The 14,747-nt window shown below is 50.2% G+C and carries 13 protein-coding genes and 2 tRNA genes; 7 read left to right on the top strand and 8 right to left on the bottom strand.

The genetic code is table 11. The features are described 5' to 3' along the window. From DFK18_RS00375 to DFK18_RS00340, 7 genes are all read right to left on the bottom strand, one after another. A complete protein-coding gene (locus DFK18_RS00375; protein WP_114416225.1) occupies positions 1–969 on the bottom strand; it encodes an ATP-binding protein in 969 nt (322 codons plus the stop codon). Then, positions 966–1,922 carry a tetratricopeptide repeat protein gene (locus DFK18_RS00370; RefSeq protein ID WP_114416224.1) on the bottom strand — a complete coding sequence of 319 codons (957 nt, stop codon included), beginning with the start codon at positions 1,920–1,922 and terminating at the stop codon, positions 966–968. Before DFK18_RS00370 ends, DFK18_RS00375 begins: the two co-directional genes overlap by 4 nt. Further along, complete coding sequence (locus DFK18_RS00365; protein ID WP_114416223.1) at positions 1,919–2,287, bottom strand: hypothetical protein; 369 nt, start codon at positions 2,285–2,287, stop codon at positions 1,919–1,921. The genes DFK18_RS00370 and DFK18_RS00365 overlap by 4 nt, the downstream gene beginning before the upstream one ends. Before the next feature lie 6 nt (positions 2,288–2,293). Beyond that, positions 2,294–3,148, bottom strand: a complete 855-nt coding sequence (locus DFK18_RS00360; RefSeq protein WP_114416222.1) for a hypothetical protein — start codon at positions 3,146–3,148, stop codon at positions 2,294–2,296. A gap of 59 nt (positions 3,149–3,207) precedes the next feature. Continuing rightward, positions 3,208–4,416: a hypothetical protein gene (locus tag DFK18_RS00355; RefSeq protein WP_162299640.1), complete on the bottom strand. Its 1,209-nt coding sequence runs from the start codon at positions 4,414–4,416 to the stop codon at positions 3,208–3,210. A 1,386-nt stretch (positions 4,417–5,802) separates the two neighbouring features. Next, positions 5,803–5,877, bottom strand: a tRNA-Gly gene (locus DFK18_RS00345). Position 5,878: 1 nt separating this feature from the next. Next, positions 5,879–5,954 (bottom strand) — tRNA-Glu (locus tag DFK18_RS00340). A gap of 207 nt (positions 5,955–6,161) precedes the next feature. On the opposite strand from DFK18_RS00340, the gene DFK18_RS00335 reads away from it, so the two are divergent. The 6 genes from DFK18_RS00335 (at position 6,162) to DFK18_RS00310 (ending at position 13,216) form a co-directional block, all read left to right on the top strand. Beyond that, positions 6,162–6,926, top strand: coding sequence for a hypothetical protein (locus DFK18_RS00335; RefSeq protein WP_114416219.1), 765 nt, complete (start codon positions 6,162–6,164; stop codon positions 6,924–6,926). Beyond that, positions 6,916–7,779, top strand: coding sequence for a ribosome biogenesis GTPase YlqF (gene ylqF, locus DFK18_RS00330; protein WP_114416218.1), 864 nt, complete (start codon positions 6,916–6,918; stop codon positions 7,777–7,779). The genes DFK18_RS00335 and ylqF overlap by 11 nt, the downstream gene beginning before the upstream one ends. An 84-nt stretch (positions 7,780–7,863) precedes the next feature. Next, complete coding sequence (locus DFK18_RS00325; protein ID WP_114416217.1) at positions 7,864–9,069, top strand: GGDEF domain-containing protein; 1,206 nt, start codon at positions 7,864–7,866, stop codon at positions 9,067–9,069. 109 nt (positions 9,070–9,178) lie between these two features. Further along, the gene (locus DFK18_RS00320) at positions 9,179–10,393 is read left to right on the top strand and encodes a pyridoxal phosphate-dependent aminotransferase (protein ID WP_114416216.1); all 1,215 of its coding nucleotides are present in this window, start codon (positions 9,179–9,181) and stop codon (positions 10,391–10,393) included. A 64-nt stretch (positions 10,394–10,457) separates the two neighbouring features. Further along, positions 10,458–11,351 (top strand): protease HtpX, encoded by an 894-nt coding sequence (gene htpX, locus DFK18_RS00315; RefSeq protein WP_114416215.1) that lies wholly within the window; start codon positions 10,458–10,460, stop codon positions 11,349–11,351. A 161-nt stretch (positions 11,352–11,512) separates the two neighbouring features. Continuing rightward, complete coding sequence (locus tag DFK18_RS00310; protein WP_114416214.1) at positions 11,513–13,216, top strand: methyl-accepting chemotaxis protein; 1,704 nt, start codon at positions 11,513–11,515, stop codon at positions 13,214–13,216. Between the two features lie 12 nt (positions 13,217–13,228). Here the strand turns inward: DFK18_RS00310 and DFK18_RS00305 are convergent, their stop codons facing one another. Further along, on the bottom strand, positions 13,229–14,359 hold the full coding sequence (locus DFK18_RS00305; protein ID WP_114416213.1) for a 4-phosphoerythronate dehydrogenase: 1,131 nt from the start codon (positions 14,357–14,359) through the stop codon (positions 13,229–13,231). 91 nt (positions 14,360–14,450) lie between these two features. Here DFK18_RS00305 and DFK18_RS00300 point away from each other — a divergent pair, with 91 nt between their 5' ends. Then, positions 14,451–14,738, top strand: a complete 288-nt coding sequence (locus DFK18_RS00300) for a WGR domain-containing protein (RefSeq protein WP_114416212.1) — start codon at positions 14,451–14,453, stop codon at positions 14,736–14,738. Positions 14,739–14,747: the final 9 nt, after the last annotated feature.

Here is a 14,747-nt window from a genome sequence, read left to right as displayed (position 1 = left end):
CTAAAAGAACCCCATACGGCGTTTTTTGCCGCTGGACTGGGTTTCAAGAAAGTCAGCCAATTCCTGATACTGCCCACCCTGGTTGGCGTATTCCACGACATTGCGTGCCAGGTCCAGCCACTCCAGGGTGCTGGGCTGGATGCTTTTTGTCAGTTGCAGCAACAAAGCCTGGGTAATGTTTTCATCCTTGCCGTTTTCCAATATGGCTTCCAGCACCGTTTCTGATGCCCGATCCACCAGCCCTTTCAGGTCAGCACCGGAAAAGCCCGCTGTGGCTTCGGCCAGTTCGGCATAATTCAGTGGCGCAATGGGCAGTTCCTGCAAACGCTGTTGCAAAATGCCGCTGCGGGCAGGTAAGTCGGGCGGCGGCACCAGCAGGGTGCGGTCAAAACGACCGGGGCGGCGAAAAGCGCTATCGACATCCCAGGGGGCATTGGTAGCACCGATCACCAGCAGGTTTTCGTTGTCGGTGTCGATGCCGTCCATTTCGGCCAGAAACTGGTTAATCATATTGCTCATGCCGCTGGAATGGCGCAACAGCTCGCGTTTACGCCCCAGCGCATCCATTTCATCTATAAAAATCACTGCAGGTTTATGGGCACGGGCGGTGGCAAACAGAGCTTGCAGGTTTTTTTCGCTGTTGCCCATCCACATATCCAGGATGTCGCTGATGGCCACATTAAAAAAAGCCGCGCCACACTCACCGGCTAGCGCACGGGCAAACCAGGTTTTACCACAGCCGGGTGGCCCGTAGAGCAACAGCCCGCCACCTGCTTGTTTCTTGAATTTCTTGAACAGCTCCGGGTGACGAAAAGGCTCGATGATCTTCAGCCGCGCCTGACGTTTGAGTTCATCCAACCCACCGACCTGTTCAAAGGTGATCCGGTTTTTGGGCGCTAGGGGCTCAAAACGGGTGATGAAATCTCCGGGGGTTTCAGCAGGCTGAGCCTGGGGCTTTTCAGGGGTCATGAAGGCTTGTCCTTGGCGGTGAAAAAGTGACTCAACAGCAGATGCAAACCATAGCAGGGAAGCACCAACAAGGCACCTGCCCCACCAGCAATGAAGAAGCGCGTCAGATCGATTTGCTGCACGGGAAAGAAGATAAAGGTCAATAACCCAGCCAGTAAAAAGCCCGGCAGGTGTTTGTTATGGCGAAAGAGAAAAACAGCTTGCAAGCAGCTACTGCCCAGCAAAACAGGCATCCAGTAGGTGGTGGGCAAAGGGAGTTGGTGCAAGAGAATGGCCAGAAGAAGCTGCACTCCGGCCAGAATGGCATGACGAGGATAAGCAGAGTCAAGGCGCTTCAACGATTGGCGGGCATCACGATCAAAGGGATTAAACGCCAAAGCCTGGCGTAACAAGCGGCTTTTATGCCAAGGCAGCGCTTCAAAATCCGCCAGCAGGGAGAGGATCGTCGCATCCTGCGGGTTGATCTGCAAACAGCGGTGCAATAACTGGCGCGCCAGATCTGGGCGGTGACAGACTTCACCATACACCAACGCCATAAAAGACAGACCTTGAGTGTGCAGCGGATCTTGACGCAGTAAGGCTTCAAAACGGGCCTGGCTGGCGCGTAAATCACCCAGAAAACCCTGTACGAAGCCCAGATAGGCCAGCAGATCGGCATCCTGCGGATCCAGCTTTAAACCCTCAAGAAAAGACGCTTCCGCTGCTTTGAGCTCATCGCTGGCCAGTGCAATATAACCTTTCAGCAACCAGAAAAAAGAGCTGAGACCCAGGTCTTTCTGAAAAGCCCTGGCCTTTTCTTCGGCTTCCTGAAAACGCCGCGCCTCAATCAAACCCAACAACAGATAAAACTGGGCTTCTACCTGTTGCTGATCTTCCCCCAACTGCTGGCTGGCTTCCGTGATCAGCGCTTCCGGGCGATCCAGCGCGTGCAAAACCTCTAGCCGGGATCTCATGAATCGGCCTCTTGCAAATGACCCGGTAATTGCAAGCGAATGCACTGGTGACAGGGGTAGGCGATGGCCGCCAGGGTGATCAGTAACGCCACAGGAACCCAGGCAGGATGAACTGCCAGTGCAAGAACACCCACAAAAAAGCCGACAAGGTGTACCCACAACAGCTTACGCCGTGGGTAGTAAAAAGCCCAATTCATCCAGAAGCCCACCCCAACCAACAGGAGCAAAGGCAGCAAAAGCGTTGGCACCACCGGCCAATCCAACTGGCCTGCAAAGGCCAGAAACAACTGCAAATACCAGATGAGTAGCAAGAGATGGTTGATCAGCAAGCGCAGCAAAGGGGGGATTAAATCAAAGGCATTCATGCCGCATTATTCCGGGCAATAAGCTCCCTGCATAAATTCCTCACGAGTCATTTGGGCTTCATCACACCAGGAGCTATCTACCACCAAGCCTTCATTATCAGGCTCCAAGCTAATCCAACCTGAGCGACCCACCAGCTTGAGTGTGGAAGGAGACTGAATTTCAGCTTTCAGCCAGGCCTGGTGATCCGGCAAATAGACCTGAATATCTTCAAAGCTGGGCGACTGCTCCAAGCGGTTCAACGTACCGGTAAAGACACCATGAAACCCTTGTAGCAAATCACCTTCAAGGTTCGTTTTACGCTGAACCAGTTCAAAATGACTCTCGCAATAGCTTGAATCCTGATCACATTCAAACTGGTTTAAGAAACGAATAAACTCCTGCGTTTGATCGGATTCGACCTTGATGTCAACCTCTCTGGATTCAGTATTCTCATCATCTTGTGGTCGAGTCATCACTAGCTTGATCCGCCCGGTGACACTGCCCTCCACCCCTTCAACCGGACTGCAGTCGATAAACTGCCAAACCTCTTCTTCATCAGCATTTCGAGAAAAAGTGTAGGCAAGACTACCCTGTGATGAGCAGCTGAATTGATGTTTGTTGATCCACTCATCTTCACTAACTGGCCTCTCAAAAAAAGAGTCCTCCAAGGTCGCCTTTTGCTGGTTGATATGACGATCTAAAGCATCCAGCGTGCCGCCCAGGTCATAACTCAAAAACTCTTGAAACACCTCTGGGGCATTCGTGGAATTAAGCTTGACCAGAGGATAGTCTTCATCAACTGCTTGCTGCGAGGAACAGCCGCTCGAAACGAATACAAACATAAACAGGCAAAAATACAGGTAGAGAGTCGTTTTTTTCATTTTTTACTCGTATCAGTTTTCAGAATGCTTTTCGACGGAAAAAATCTTTAAATAAAAAATTACAACATCACATTAACACCTGCATTTACAGTAAAAATATGCTCACTTTCAACTCCGTAAGTCGTATCACTATCTACTCTTTCCCAAAAGTATGTGAATTTATATGAAAACCCACCACCCACTTTCACTCTAGGAATTACAGCCCTGTAATAGCTAAAATCAAAACCCAAAGTCAAGGCTGCTATCGAACCCAAATCAATGTTTTCAAAATATTCATCATCTGTCTTATTTTCAATATTCCCACTTACAGGTAAAGAGAGGTATCGTCTTAAAGAAACTGACTGAATATGATCACTATACCCGCTTCTCATCTCCATCATCAAACCAAAGTTTTCAAAGTCAAAATCATATAAATTGTAAGAGTCGATATTTTCGCCCTGAGCCATCACGGTCCATGGTTTAGTATATTTCTCATAATAAATTCCTGCTCTATACATATCTGTTATATATTCATTCCCGTATACTTTATAACTCTTAATCTCACCAGCCAGTGTATACTCCTCAAAATCCACCCTTGTGGATATAACATCTCCTGCTTTTATACGTATATCATTATAATATCGATCAACTTCGGTCTTTAAATTGTAAAAAAAATGTGAGGTTTGGTATGCCAAGTAAATAGAAGCCATATTATTATTTTCAGAAGAGAAAATGTCTTCTTCAGCAATACCATTGATATACCATTCAACTGGAAGCCTGGACTCCCCTCTTAGGCTGAATAATTCATTTTCGTTATTTTCATTTTCTTCTAATATTCTGATTAATTCTTTTTGCTCTCTGCTAGAATCAGGGGTCCACCTGTATGTAATGCTAGGCAATACTCTAGACCACCGAGACAACCCTCCATTAGAAAAATCTATTTTAAATGTTGCCAAATTAAGTCCTTTTGTTTCCTGCTCAGTATTTGGGATTTCAGATGTTAACCAATACTCATAATCATATGTTAAATCAAGGTCAGCCAGAATTGTTTGGCTAACAGAATCTTCTTCTGAATCAATTAAAATTTCACTGGGATATTTATCATCTGCACTCTCTCTTTCCAAGATTACGTTATGAATTGTATTACCATCAACTTCAATCCACTCATCATATGTATTATAGCCTGGCTTATCGACCCTTATATTATACCCACCTTCCTCCAACATCATTCCCGAACTATACTTAGGCACAATATTCATTATTCTTATTTGTGCATCTTTTGGTTCCACCCTTACTTCTAAACTGTATCTGGAAGCATACACTTGAGAACAAAAAAAATAGACACAAACAGAGAGCAACACAAAAAAACTTTTTCATAAAACAAATCCATAGCAATAGTTAATTCAATTTAAATTAAAAAACCCACAATCTGAAACACGAACCCCGAACAATTAAAACAAGCTTATCCATTACTAATTTTATATAATTCTGCAGAAAAAACTCACCTCCTCTTAGAGCTTTTTTCACTCCTCACAAACCCGCTCCATTATTTCCTGTACCTGTTTTCTTATTGCCTTTATCTGGTCACACAGAGGTCTATTAATATTCTTATGATGGTTTTCCTAGCTCTTACACTTACAACAAAGACAATAAAGTTGAAAAATCAAGTACTAACAGAACAACTCTCATCTTTTTTATAATTAAAAAAAAGAAGCACAAACAAAAAACAACACAACAAAATAAAAATAAAAAGAAAAACTCCCTGTGAACGATAACACCTCATTAAAAAACTGACCAAAAGCAAACCCATTAGGATCACCATAAAAACGACGTACAACATCATTCCCAATAAAATTCAATACATGAATAAAGAACATCGTCGACACAAAATAAAAAGAAGATTTTAGCCAGGAATCATATCTAGGAAAAACAGTATTGCTTTTCAAAAGAAACACCAAAACAAAAAAAACATAAGTGAGTCCCCTTGCCTATTGCTGCTTTCCTGTTTATCCGCCTTGAACGCTACCGCCCCAAGGTGATGCCTACCGGTTGGTAACGACCCTGTCTTGATTCGTAAGTTCAAGTTTTCTGTTGTAGATGCATTTTTTAATCTTGTCTTTTATATCACAGTTGATTCTTCCAACTGTCAGAAAAACTAGACACTTCAAAGAATAATTGATCTGCATCAGGCTAATGATCTCGATGAGGTTGAACTTGGGTGAATCGCTTGTTCTGGACAAGAGAAGCCCCTAGGGTAGGTTTTATACAGTGTTTTTAGAGGGGAGCGATTCAATGATTTTTTCTGACCAGCCTTTTTTAGTCGGCTTGGGCCTGGTGATTATTATCAATATCTATCTATATGACCTTTTAGTTCGGGATCATTCGCAAGAGGGTGACAAGCAAGGCAGTACTTTGGCACCTCCTGATGAAGAAGACTGCGATAGCTTTGGTGATAGTGGAGGGAGTTGCGGTGACGTAGGGGGGGGGTGGTTTTGGCGATTCCGGTGGTGGTAGCTGATGTTTTTCAGACATAAAGAAGGCCGAATAACAGGCCAAACAGAAGAAGAGTCGATAAAGGCTTAAAAGATAGATTTGGATTCTCAGTTCTAGATAAAGGCCCTTGTTTTTTTCATCTATAACGAAAAAAGCCAGCCCGAAGGCTGGCTTTTAGAATCTGGAGCGGGAAACGAGATTCGAACTCGCGACCCCAACCTTGGCAAGGTTGTGCTCTACCACTGAGCTATTCCCGCGTGGCGTCCCATAGGGGGTTCGAACCCCTGTTACCGCCGTGAAAGGGCGGTGTCCTGGACCACTAGACGAATGGGACGTGTCTGCTGCTCCGTTCAGGATGGCGCGTATCTTAATGAGCGATTTGAAAGCTGTCAACACCCGATTTCATTTTTCCTGAGCCAGGGGGTAAAAAAACCAATTTCTTTATAAGTCTTTTATTGTCAGTCGACTAGGCTTTGTTAGATACTAAGCCCTTTAAGGGTCAACAAGGGTTTTCAATAGGGATCCCAAGCAGGAGCTAAGAATGGTTATAGTGATTGTTCTGGTGGGTATTTTTATCGTCGCGCTGGGACTGATGCTTTTTGTCTTCGCCCGCCAGCAGAATGAAAAGAAAAAAATCGAGGCACAAAGGCGCGTCCGAATTCTCGCTGACCGTGGTCGGCAAATGCAGATCCTCCTGGATGAACTGCCCCCTCATTATCTTTCCCAGGACTTGCGGGCTTTTGTTGCCAGCCAGTGGCTGGATCTTCTGCATGAACAGCAGCAACTGGGCAGTAACGATCCCAAACTGAAGGAAGAAATGACCGCCGCCCAAAACAAGATTGATGAAATCCGCAGCAGCAACCAGCCTGACCCTGAACCCGTCACGGATATTCAGGTCGCCAATGGCGTACGCCGCAATCTCAAACAGTTGAACAAGGTGATCGTCAGCCTTTATCAGGATAAAAAAATTGCTCACCGTATTGCCCAAACCTATCTGAATGAGATCAAACAAGGCTTTACCCAAACCCTGGTTGAAGTTTTTCGTGCTTCGGCTCGCAAGGCTGAAGCCCAGAACAACCTGCGTATTGCCGTGGTTCATTACAAGCGCATCATGAGTGAGTTGAACCGCAACAATCCCAACGGGGTACACAACCAGACACTGCTGGAATGTCGCCAAACCATTCAGGAACTGGAAGACCGCATTGCACTGGAGTCAGAATCGAGCAACAACGAGCTGGCTGAAAGTGTTGATGAAATGATGGAAGAAGAAGATAGCTGGAAGAAGAAGCAGTTGTATGACGATTAATTGGTATCCGGGCCACATGCACAAGGCCCGCAAGGAAATTAAAAAAGCCTTGCCGGAAATTGATGTGGTTATAGAAATGCTGGATGCCCGCCTGCCTTTTTCCAGTGCCAATCCGGTACTGGGCAAGCTGGCCAGCCATAAGCCAACCCTGAAGCTGCTGTCAAAGAGTGATCTGGCCGACCCGACCCTGACCCAGGAATGGATAGAATATTTTGAGCAATCGGCACTAACACGTGCCCTGCCGCTGGTGACCACGGACCCCAAAACACTAAAACCCATTGCCCAGACCTGCCAGCAACTGGCCAGCCAGGTTCGCGAAAGCCGCTCGGTCAAGGCTCTGGTTATGGGAATCCCCAATGTGGGCAAGTCCACGCTGATCAACACCCTGGCCGGAAAAAAAATTGCCAAGGTTGGCAATGAACCGGCCGTGACCCGTCGCCAGCAAAAAATCCAGGTCGGTGATCGCCTGCAGATTATTGATACTCCCGGCGTTCTCTGGCCACGCATTGAAAACCCTGAATCTGCCTATCGCCTGGGCGCTTCCGGCGCCATCCGTGACACGGCATTGGATTATGAAGAGGTCGGCTTCTGGGCAGCCGAGGATTTGTTGGGGCGTTACCCCCAGGCCCTGCTGGATCGTTACCGCCTCAAGGAAAAGCCTGAAAATGCCGAACAACTCCTGGAAGCCATCGCCAGAAAAAGAGGCGGATTAAGATCCGGCGGTGTCATTGATTATCACCGCGCCTGCGAGGTGCTGCTGCATGATTTGCGTGGCGGCCAGCTGGGACGCCTAACCCTGGAAACTCCTCGGGATATTGAAAGCATGATGGCGAAAACTGACGATCAGGAATAAACTCAGAAACAAAAAAACATGCAATCTATTTACAAGACCTTTATTCTTTACCGCCAGTAAACTTTTACCAACCTGGAGTCACACGTGGAAAAAGGTGAGCGCCGCCGCCATCAACTAGCCATCCGCTGGAAGAATCCCTGGGAACCCCAATGGATGCCAGCCAGCTTGCGCGACACCATCAATAACCGCTACCACTCGCGTGACTTCAACTATGCACGCAGTGAGTACCTGCGTACCCGCTTACTATTTGTTGGCCTGGTGTTTACTCTGCTGGCTCCCCTGTGGCTGCTGGTTGACTATCTCCTGCTGCCTCAGGAGCTACTCAATTCCATCATCATTGGTCGCCTGGGGCTGATGCTGGTGCTGGTGGGGGTGCTCTTCACTGCCTGGCGCAACCCTAATAAGCTCAACCGATTACGCAATGCTCTGGCCCTTCTTCTCTGGGCACCGGCAGCTTTTTATGCCTATCTGGTGCTCACCTACGGGGATCAGCTTTCCTCCCTGGTGGGCTATAGCTTTATCCCCATGTTGTTGATTGCCTTTTTAAGTGTTTTCCCCCTGACCCTGGTGGAAAGCTCTGCCATCGGCCTGGTGATTTTTGTGGTTGAACTCCTGGCTCTATCCATTACCGGAGGTTTAAGCACCGCCTATGGCTGGCAGGATCTCTGGCTACTGGCCACACTTTTGATTATCTCCCTCTGGGCCAACCATTCCCAGGTTAGTGCCCTCCTGCGTCTCTACCGCCAGGCCAGTATGGACAGCCTGACCGGCCTGTTGAACCGCGGCATCCTGATGAAGCAATTGAATCAGCTGTATGAGCAGCGCCAAAAGCAGGTTGAAGACAAGGAAGAAGCCAGCCCCATCACCCTGCTGATGTTCGACCTCGACCGCTTCAAGAAGGTCAATGACACCTACGGCCATTCGGTGGGCGATCAGGCGCTGCAGGTTTTTGCCCAGATACTGCGCTCGGAACTGCGCAAGAATGATCTGGTTGCCCGCTATGGCGGTGAGGAATTCATGGCGGTTCTCCCCGGCACGGCCAAGCAGGATTCACTGGAAGTAGCCGAACGTATCCGCAAGCAGTGTGAGCATGCTTTTGTTCTGGCCCACGATGGCCAGAAGGTCTTTTTTACCACCAGTATCGGCATCACTGAAGTCAGGCAGGATGAAAAGCTGGAAACAGCTCTGCAAAGAGTCGATTCCCGCCTTTACATGGCCAAGAATCAGGGCCGCAATCGCTATATTGATGCGGACTTGCCCCAGGATGCACCGGTTCATCCCTACGCCTGAGTGTTGGGCGACAACTTTTTTCAATTCGAAGGCAGACAAACTGCTGGGGGCTTGTTAATCTTTCGCCTCGCCCTCTAGGCCATGTTTTTTTGTTATTGGAATTCCTGGCATGCAACCGATTCGCAAATCCAACAAACTTCATCATGTCTGCTATGACATCCGCGGCCCTGTTCTTCAGGAAGCCAAGCGACTGGAAGAAGAAGGCCATCGCGTTCTCAAACTGAATATCGGTAATCCGGCTCCCTTTGGTTTTGAGGCCCCGGATGAGATTCTTCAGGACGTCATGCGCAACCTGTCCACGGCCCAGGGCTATTGTGATTCCAAGGGTCTCTATTCGGCGCGCAAGGCGGTAATGCAGGAATGCCAGCGCAAGGAAATCGCCAATGTCGAAATCGAAGACATCTATCTGGGTAATGGTGTCAGCGAGCTGATTGTCATGGCCATGCAGGCCCTGCTCAACGACAACGATGAAGTCCTGATTCCAGCACCGGATTATCCACTCTGGACCGCTGCTGCCCGCCTGGCCGGCGGCAAGGCCGTGCATTATGTTTGCGACGAGCAGAGTGACTGGTATCCGGATATTGATGATATCAAAAAGAAAATCACCGACCGCACCCGCGCGATTGTGATCATCAATCCCAACAACCCCACCGGTGTGGTCTACAGCAAGGAATTGCTGGAACAGATCATTGAAGTGGCTCGTGAACACCAGCTGGTCATTTTTGCAGACGAAATCTACGACAAGATTCTCTATGACGGCACCGAGCATATCTCTCTGGCTAGCCTGGCTGATGATCTCCTCTTCTGTACTTTTAACGGTCTCTCGAAAAGCTACCGGGTTGCCGGTTTTCGCTCTGGCTGGCTGATTCTTTCCGGTGCCAAGCACTTGGCACAGGATTTCAATGAAGGCCTGAATATGCTGGCTTCCATGCGCCTTTGTGCCAATGTACCGGCCCAGCATGCTGTCCAGACGGCACTGGGTGGCTACCAGAGTATCAATGACTTTATTCTTCCAGGTGGCCGCCTTCTGGCTCAACGCGACCGGGCCTATGAGCTGATCACCCAGATTCCCGGTGTGTCCTGCGTTAAACCCAAGGGCGCTCTCTACATGTTCCCACGCCTGGACCCCAAGGTGTTCAATATTCAGGATGACGAAAAGTTTGCCCTGGATCTTCTCCAGCAGGAAAAACTCCTGGTGGTGCAGGGTACAGCCTTCAACTGGGGACAACCGGATCACTTCCGCCTGGTGACTCTGCCCCGAGTGGATCAACTGGAAGATGCGATTGGCCGCATCGAACGCTTTTTATCGCGCTATCGCCAGTAGAATTGAAACCAAACGCTCCAGCCCCCATCTAAGACAGTGTTCACTTTAAAGGAGAAGTAACACCATGATGCGAATTGGCTTGTTTCTAGCCACCAACCTGGCCATCATCATTGTTGCCAGTATTACCCTGAATTTGCTCGGGGTGGGCAGCTATCTGAATCAGACCGGCGGACTGGATCTCACCAGCCTGCTGATCTTCTGTTTTGTCTTTGGTATGGCCGGCTCGGTGGTATCTCTGCTGATGTCCAAATGGCTGGCCAAGATGGGCACCCGCACCCAGATCATCAAGCAGCCTCGTAATGCGGATGAAGCCTGGTTACTGGAAACCGTCAAGGAGCTCTCGCAAAAGGCAGGCATCGGCATGCCCGAAGTGGGTATCTTCCCGGCCCAGCAATCCAACGCCTTTGCCACCGGCTGGAATCGCAACAACGCCCTGGTCGCTGTTTCCATGGGTCTGTTGCAGCGCATGAGCCGTGATGAGGTGCGTGCTGTTCTGGCCCATGAAATCGGTCACGTGGCCAATGGTGACATGATTACTCTGGCACTGGTTCAGGGCGTGGTGAACACCTTTGTCATGTTCTTTGCCCGTATTATCGGCCATACCGTGGACAAGGCCGTATTCAAAAATGAGGAAGGCCACGGCATTGCCTTTTACGTTACCACCATCTTTGCCGAAATAATTTTGGGCATTCTGGCCTCGGGTATCGTCATGTGGTTCAGCCGCTACCGCGAGTACCGTGCCGATGATGCAGGTGCACGTCTGGCCGGCTCCGGTGCCATGATTGCAGCTCTGGAAAGACTCAAGGCTGAACAAAAGTTACCCAATGAAATGCCGGACACCCTGACTGCCTTTGGTATTAACAAGGGCCAGACCACCAGCATGATCCAGAAGTTCTTCTCCAGCCATCCTCCTCTGGATGCGCGCATTGCGGCTCTACGCAATAAGGCTTATGCCTAAATAAGTAATTTTAGGATAAACTTTGCAAAGGTTAATCAGGGCTGGTGATACCAGCCCTTTTTTATGAAGTATCCATGACAAGGAAACCCCAAGCACTCTGACTCCTGTACCAGAGGCTTGAGGATTTCCAGGGAAGTCAAACTAGACGGAGCCGCATCATCATGTTGAATCTGGCCACTATTGGTGGGCGTTTGCTGGCACTCCCTGCCGCCGCCCTGCTGGGACTGCTTGTTTTGGCAGGCGTTGCCCTGAATGAAATCAAGACCACCTTGAAAGAGGATCGCGAAGCCAAGGTCATGGCGGTGATCGATATGGCCTCTGGCCTGGTCGACCACTATCAACAGCAGGCGGACGCTGGTGTCCTCACTAGCGAGGAAGCCAAAAGGCTTGCCCAGCAAGCCATCCAGAGCCTCAGGTATGAAGAGGTGGAATATGTCTGGATCAATGACACCTCCGAGCCCTATCCGATCATGCTGATGCACCCCACGGTTCCGGCACTTAATGGTCAGGCTTTGGATCGCCCCAGTTTTAATTACGCTACGCTCCTGCGTAATGAAGAAGGCAGCCAGGTTCGCCAGTTGGATAACGAGAATATCTTCGTGGCCTTCACCCAAACCGTCAAAGCTTTTGGTTCCGGCTTTGTCGAGTATCAGTGGCCCAAACCTCTAGCCGGAGGTGGCGTCACTGAAGAGCGTTTCACTAAATTGTCCTATATCCGACTCGATCCCGAATGGAACTGGGTAATCGGTTCCGGCATCTATGTTGATGATATCACCGAGCACTTTCAGGCCCTGGCCTGGAAAATCGGCCTGCTGGCTCTGGCGGTCATTACCGTAATTTGGGCCCTATCGATGTTTATCCGCCGCTGGGTGCTCAATCAACTGGGCGGTGAAGTGGCCGAAGCCCGGCAACTGGTTAACCGGGTGGCTGAAGGTGACTTTACCCAGATCAACCTGGGTCAGAAAGCCCGCCCCGATAGCGTACTGGGTTCCGTCAACACCATGGTCAAGCAACTGGCCGATATGGTTCGCAGTGTCAGTGAAGTCTCGGGACGCCTCAATGCCGCAGCCAGCGACCTGAACCAGGTGGCGGAACAGGGCTATACCACTCAGGATCAACAAACCCGGGAAACCGACCAGGTGGCCACAGCCATCCACGAAATGAGCCAAACGATTCTGGATGTCGCCAATAACGCCCAGCGAGCTTCGCAGGCGGCTACTGCGGCCGATGATGAAGTTGTGCAGGGCCGCACCGCCGTTCATGAAGCGGGCCAGGCCATCAGCAATCTGGCGTTACAAATCAAGGAATCCACCCAGGTCATCCATCAACTGCGCGAAGACTCCACCAATATCGGCAGTGTGCTGGAGGTGATTCAGGATGTTGCCGAGCAGACCAATCTTCTGGCCCTGAATGCGGCGATCGAAGCTGCTCGAGCGGGTGAAGCAGGACGTGGCTTTGCCGTGGTTGCTGATGAGGTCAGGGCTCTGGCTAGCCGGACTCAGCAGAGTACCGAGGAAATTCATCGTATGATCAGCCTCTTGCAGGAAGGTGCGCAAAAAGCGGTAAGGATGATGGATGCCAGCATTGATGAAGCCGAATCGACGATTTCAGCTTCCAGCCAGGCGGAAACAGCACTGGATTCCATTACCCGTGCGGCCGAAGAAATTCGTGACATGAACTGTCAGATTGCCACGGCAGCCGAGCAACAATCCAGCGTGGCCAGTGAAATCAATCGCAATGTCACCAATCTGGTTGGCCTGTGTGAGGATAGCTCTGCCGCCACCGAGCAAACCTATTCCTCCGGCCAGGAATTGACTCAACTGGCCCAGGAACTCAACCAGCGTATCCATCGCTTCAAGATTTGAGGCTGACAGCTTCTACTGGATCAGATTGAACCCCAGGGCCTGCAGGGCGCGGGCCTGTTCGGGGGTGGCTCCTCGAATTTTCAGGGAAGAAAATTCACGCCGCAGCGGATAGTTTTTGCGCAGTTGTTGATAGGCTTCGGCTGGGGCCAAGTCTTGTAAAGCCAAACGCAAGCGGGCTGCATCAGCGCGAGGGTCGTATACCAGCAGGGCTGCCCGACGACAGGCCTCTTCTGCAGACCAGCCCGGATTGAGCTGGAGTTCACTCACCGGTGGTGGCGGCAGGAAGTGATCCAGATTCTTTTCGGGCTGCAAGCCCAGATGCCGGCACCAGGCTTGATAAACCGCCTGGGTTCCTCGGCTTTTACCTTCCAGGCTGTAACCGGCGATGTGCGGCGTCGCCTGATGACACCAACCCAGCAGCGCCCGATCCAGTTCTGGCTCTCCGGCAAAAACATCCAGCAATAAAGTCAGTTGCAGGCCCTCTGCCAACAGCTTTTTCAGAGAGGTCTGATCAATTACATCACCACGACCGGCATTAAGCAGGCGCTTGCCCTGCAGCAGTCGCAACTCCTTTTCACCCAGCAGTTTTTGCGTGGCAAAAGGGCCTCTACGGGTCAGTGGTAGATGCAGACACACCAGATCCGCTTGTTCCAGCACTTGTTCCAGGGGCAGAAAACCTTGATCCCCTTGCTCTTCGCGCGGCGGATCATTGAGCAAGAGCCGACATCCATAAGCCTGCAGGCGTTTGGCCAGGCGTCCCCCTACCTGGCCGACACCCACGATCCCCAGCGTCAGATCAGCCAGGGCAAAACCTTCTTCCTGAGCCAGCCACAAGAGGCTGGAAAGCACATAGTCCACTACGGAATCGGCATTGCACCCAGGCGCACTGGCAAATTCGATCCCGGCCTGCTGCAAGCTTGCCTGATCAATATGATCGACACCGATGGTGGCAGTGCCTACAAAGCGCACTGGAGTAGCAGCCAGCAACTCGGCATCCACCCGAGTCACGGAACGCACCAGCAGGCCATCAGCTGACTGGAGCTGCTCAGGGGTAATCGCGGAGCCGGGCAGACGGATCAACTCGGCCTGATCGGCAAAGAATTCTTCTGTAAAGGGCAGGTTTTCATCGAGCACCAGCTGCATGACGGGGACTCCTTTTTTAAGGACTGTTTACCCGGGTCAAAAAAAGTATACAATCCAGATAGTTATTCACTGACATGACTCAGAGGTCATCTTGATTATTCGCTGGGAAAAAGGCCAGGATTATTATCTCGTTCATGTTCACCAGGATATGTTTGGTGACTGGCTGGTGACGCGTGTCTGGGGACTGACCGGCACCCAGTACGGCGGGATCAAGCATACTCTGGTCAACTCGCCCGAGGAAGCCGCCATTCTCGTGGATGATGTGCGCCATATCCAGGAAAGCCGGGGCTTCCAGAAAATCCTGGAAGCCAGAGACCCGGATGAGATTCCGCCGGAATTACAGAGCAAAATGAAAAGTGAGCTGCCTTTCAACGACTAGGGAGCCGGC

The sequence above is a fragment of the Marinospirillum perlucidum genome, assembly GCF_003336805.1.
GTDB classification, from domain to species: Bacteria; Pseudomonadota; Gammaproteobacteria; order Pseudomonadales; family Halomonadaceae; genus Marinospirillum; species Marinospirillum perlucidum.
This window is presented reverse-complemented; position numbering and strand designations above follow the sequence as displayed.

What these genes read in the sequence shown, in the direction of transcription:
- htpX (WP_114416215.1), top strand. Translation starts at nt 10,458, where the DNA reads ATGATGCGAATTGGCTTGTTTCTAGCCACCAACCTGGCCATCATCATT.
- DFK18_RS00310 (WP_114416214.1), top strand. Translation starts at nt 11,513, where the DNA reads ATGTTGAATCTGGCCACTATTGGTGGGCGTTTGCTGGCACTCCCTGCC.
- DFK18_RS00360 (WP_114416222.1), bottom strand. Translation starts at nt 3,148, where the DNA reads ATGAAAAAAACGACTCTCTACCTGTATTTTTGCCTGTTTATGTTTGTA.
- DFK18_RS00305 (WP_114416213.1), bottom strand. Translation starts at nt 14,359, where the DNA reads ATGCAGCTGGTGCTCGATGAAAACCTGCCCTTTACAGAAGAATTCTTT.
- ylqF (WP_114416218.1), top strand. Translation starts at nt 6,916, where the DNA reads ATGACGATTAATTGGTATCCGGGCCACATGCACAAGGCCCGCAAGGAA.
- DFK18_RS00320 (WP_114416216.1), top strand. Translation starts at nt 9,179, where the DNA reads ATGCAACCGATTCGCAAATCCAACAAACTTCATCATGTCTGCTATGAC.
- DFK18_RS00375 (WP_114416225.1), bottom strand. Translation starts at nt 969, where the DNA reads ATGACCCCTGAAAAGCCCCAGGCTCAGCCTGCTGAAACCCCCGGAGAT.
- DFK18_RS00335 (WP_114416219.1), top strand. Translation starts at nt 6,162, where the DNA reads ATGGTTATAGTGATTGTTCTGGTGGGTATTTTTATCGTCGCGCTGGGA.
- DFK18_RS00365 (WP_114416223.1), bottom strand. Translation starts at nt 2,287, where the DNA reads ATGAATGCCTTTGATTTAATCCCCCCTTTGCTGCGCTTGCTGATCAAC.
- DFK18_RS00370 (WP_114416224.1), bottom strand. Translation starts at nt 1,922, where the DNA reads ATGAGATCCCGGCTAGAGGTTTTGCACGCGCTGGATCGCCCGGAAGCG.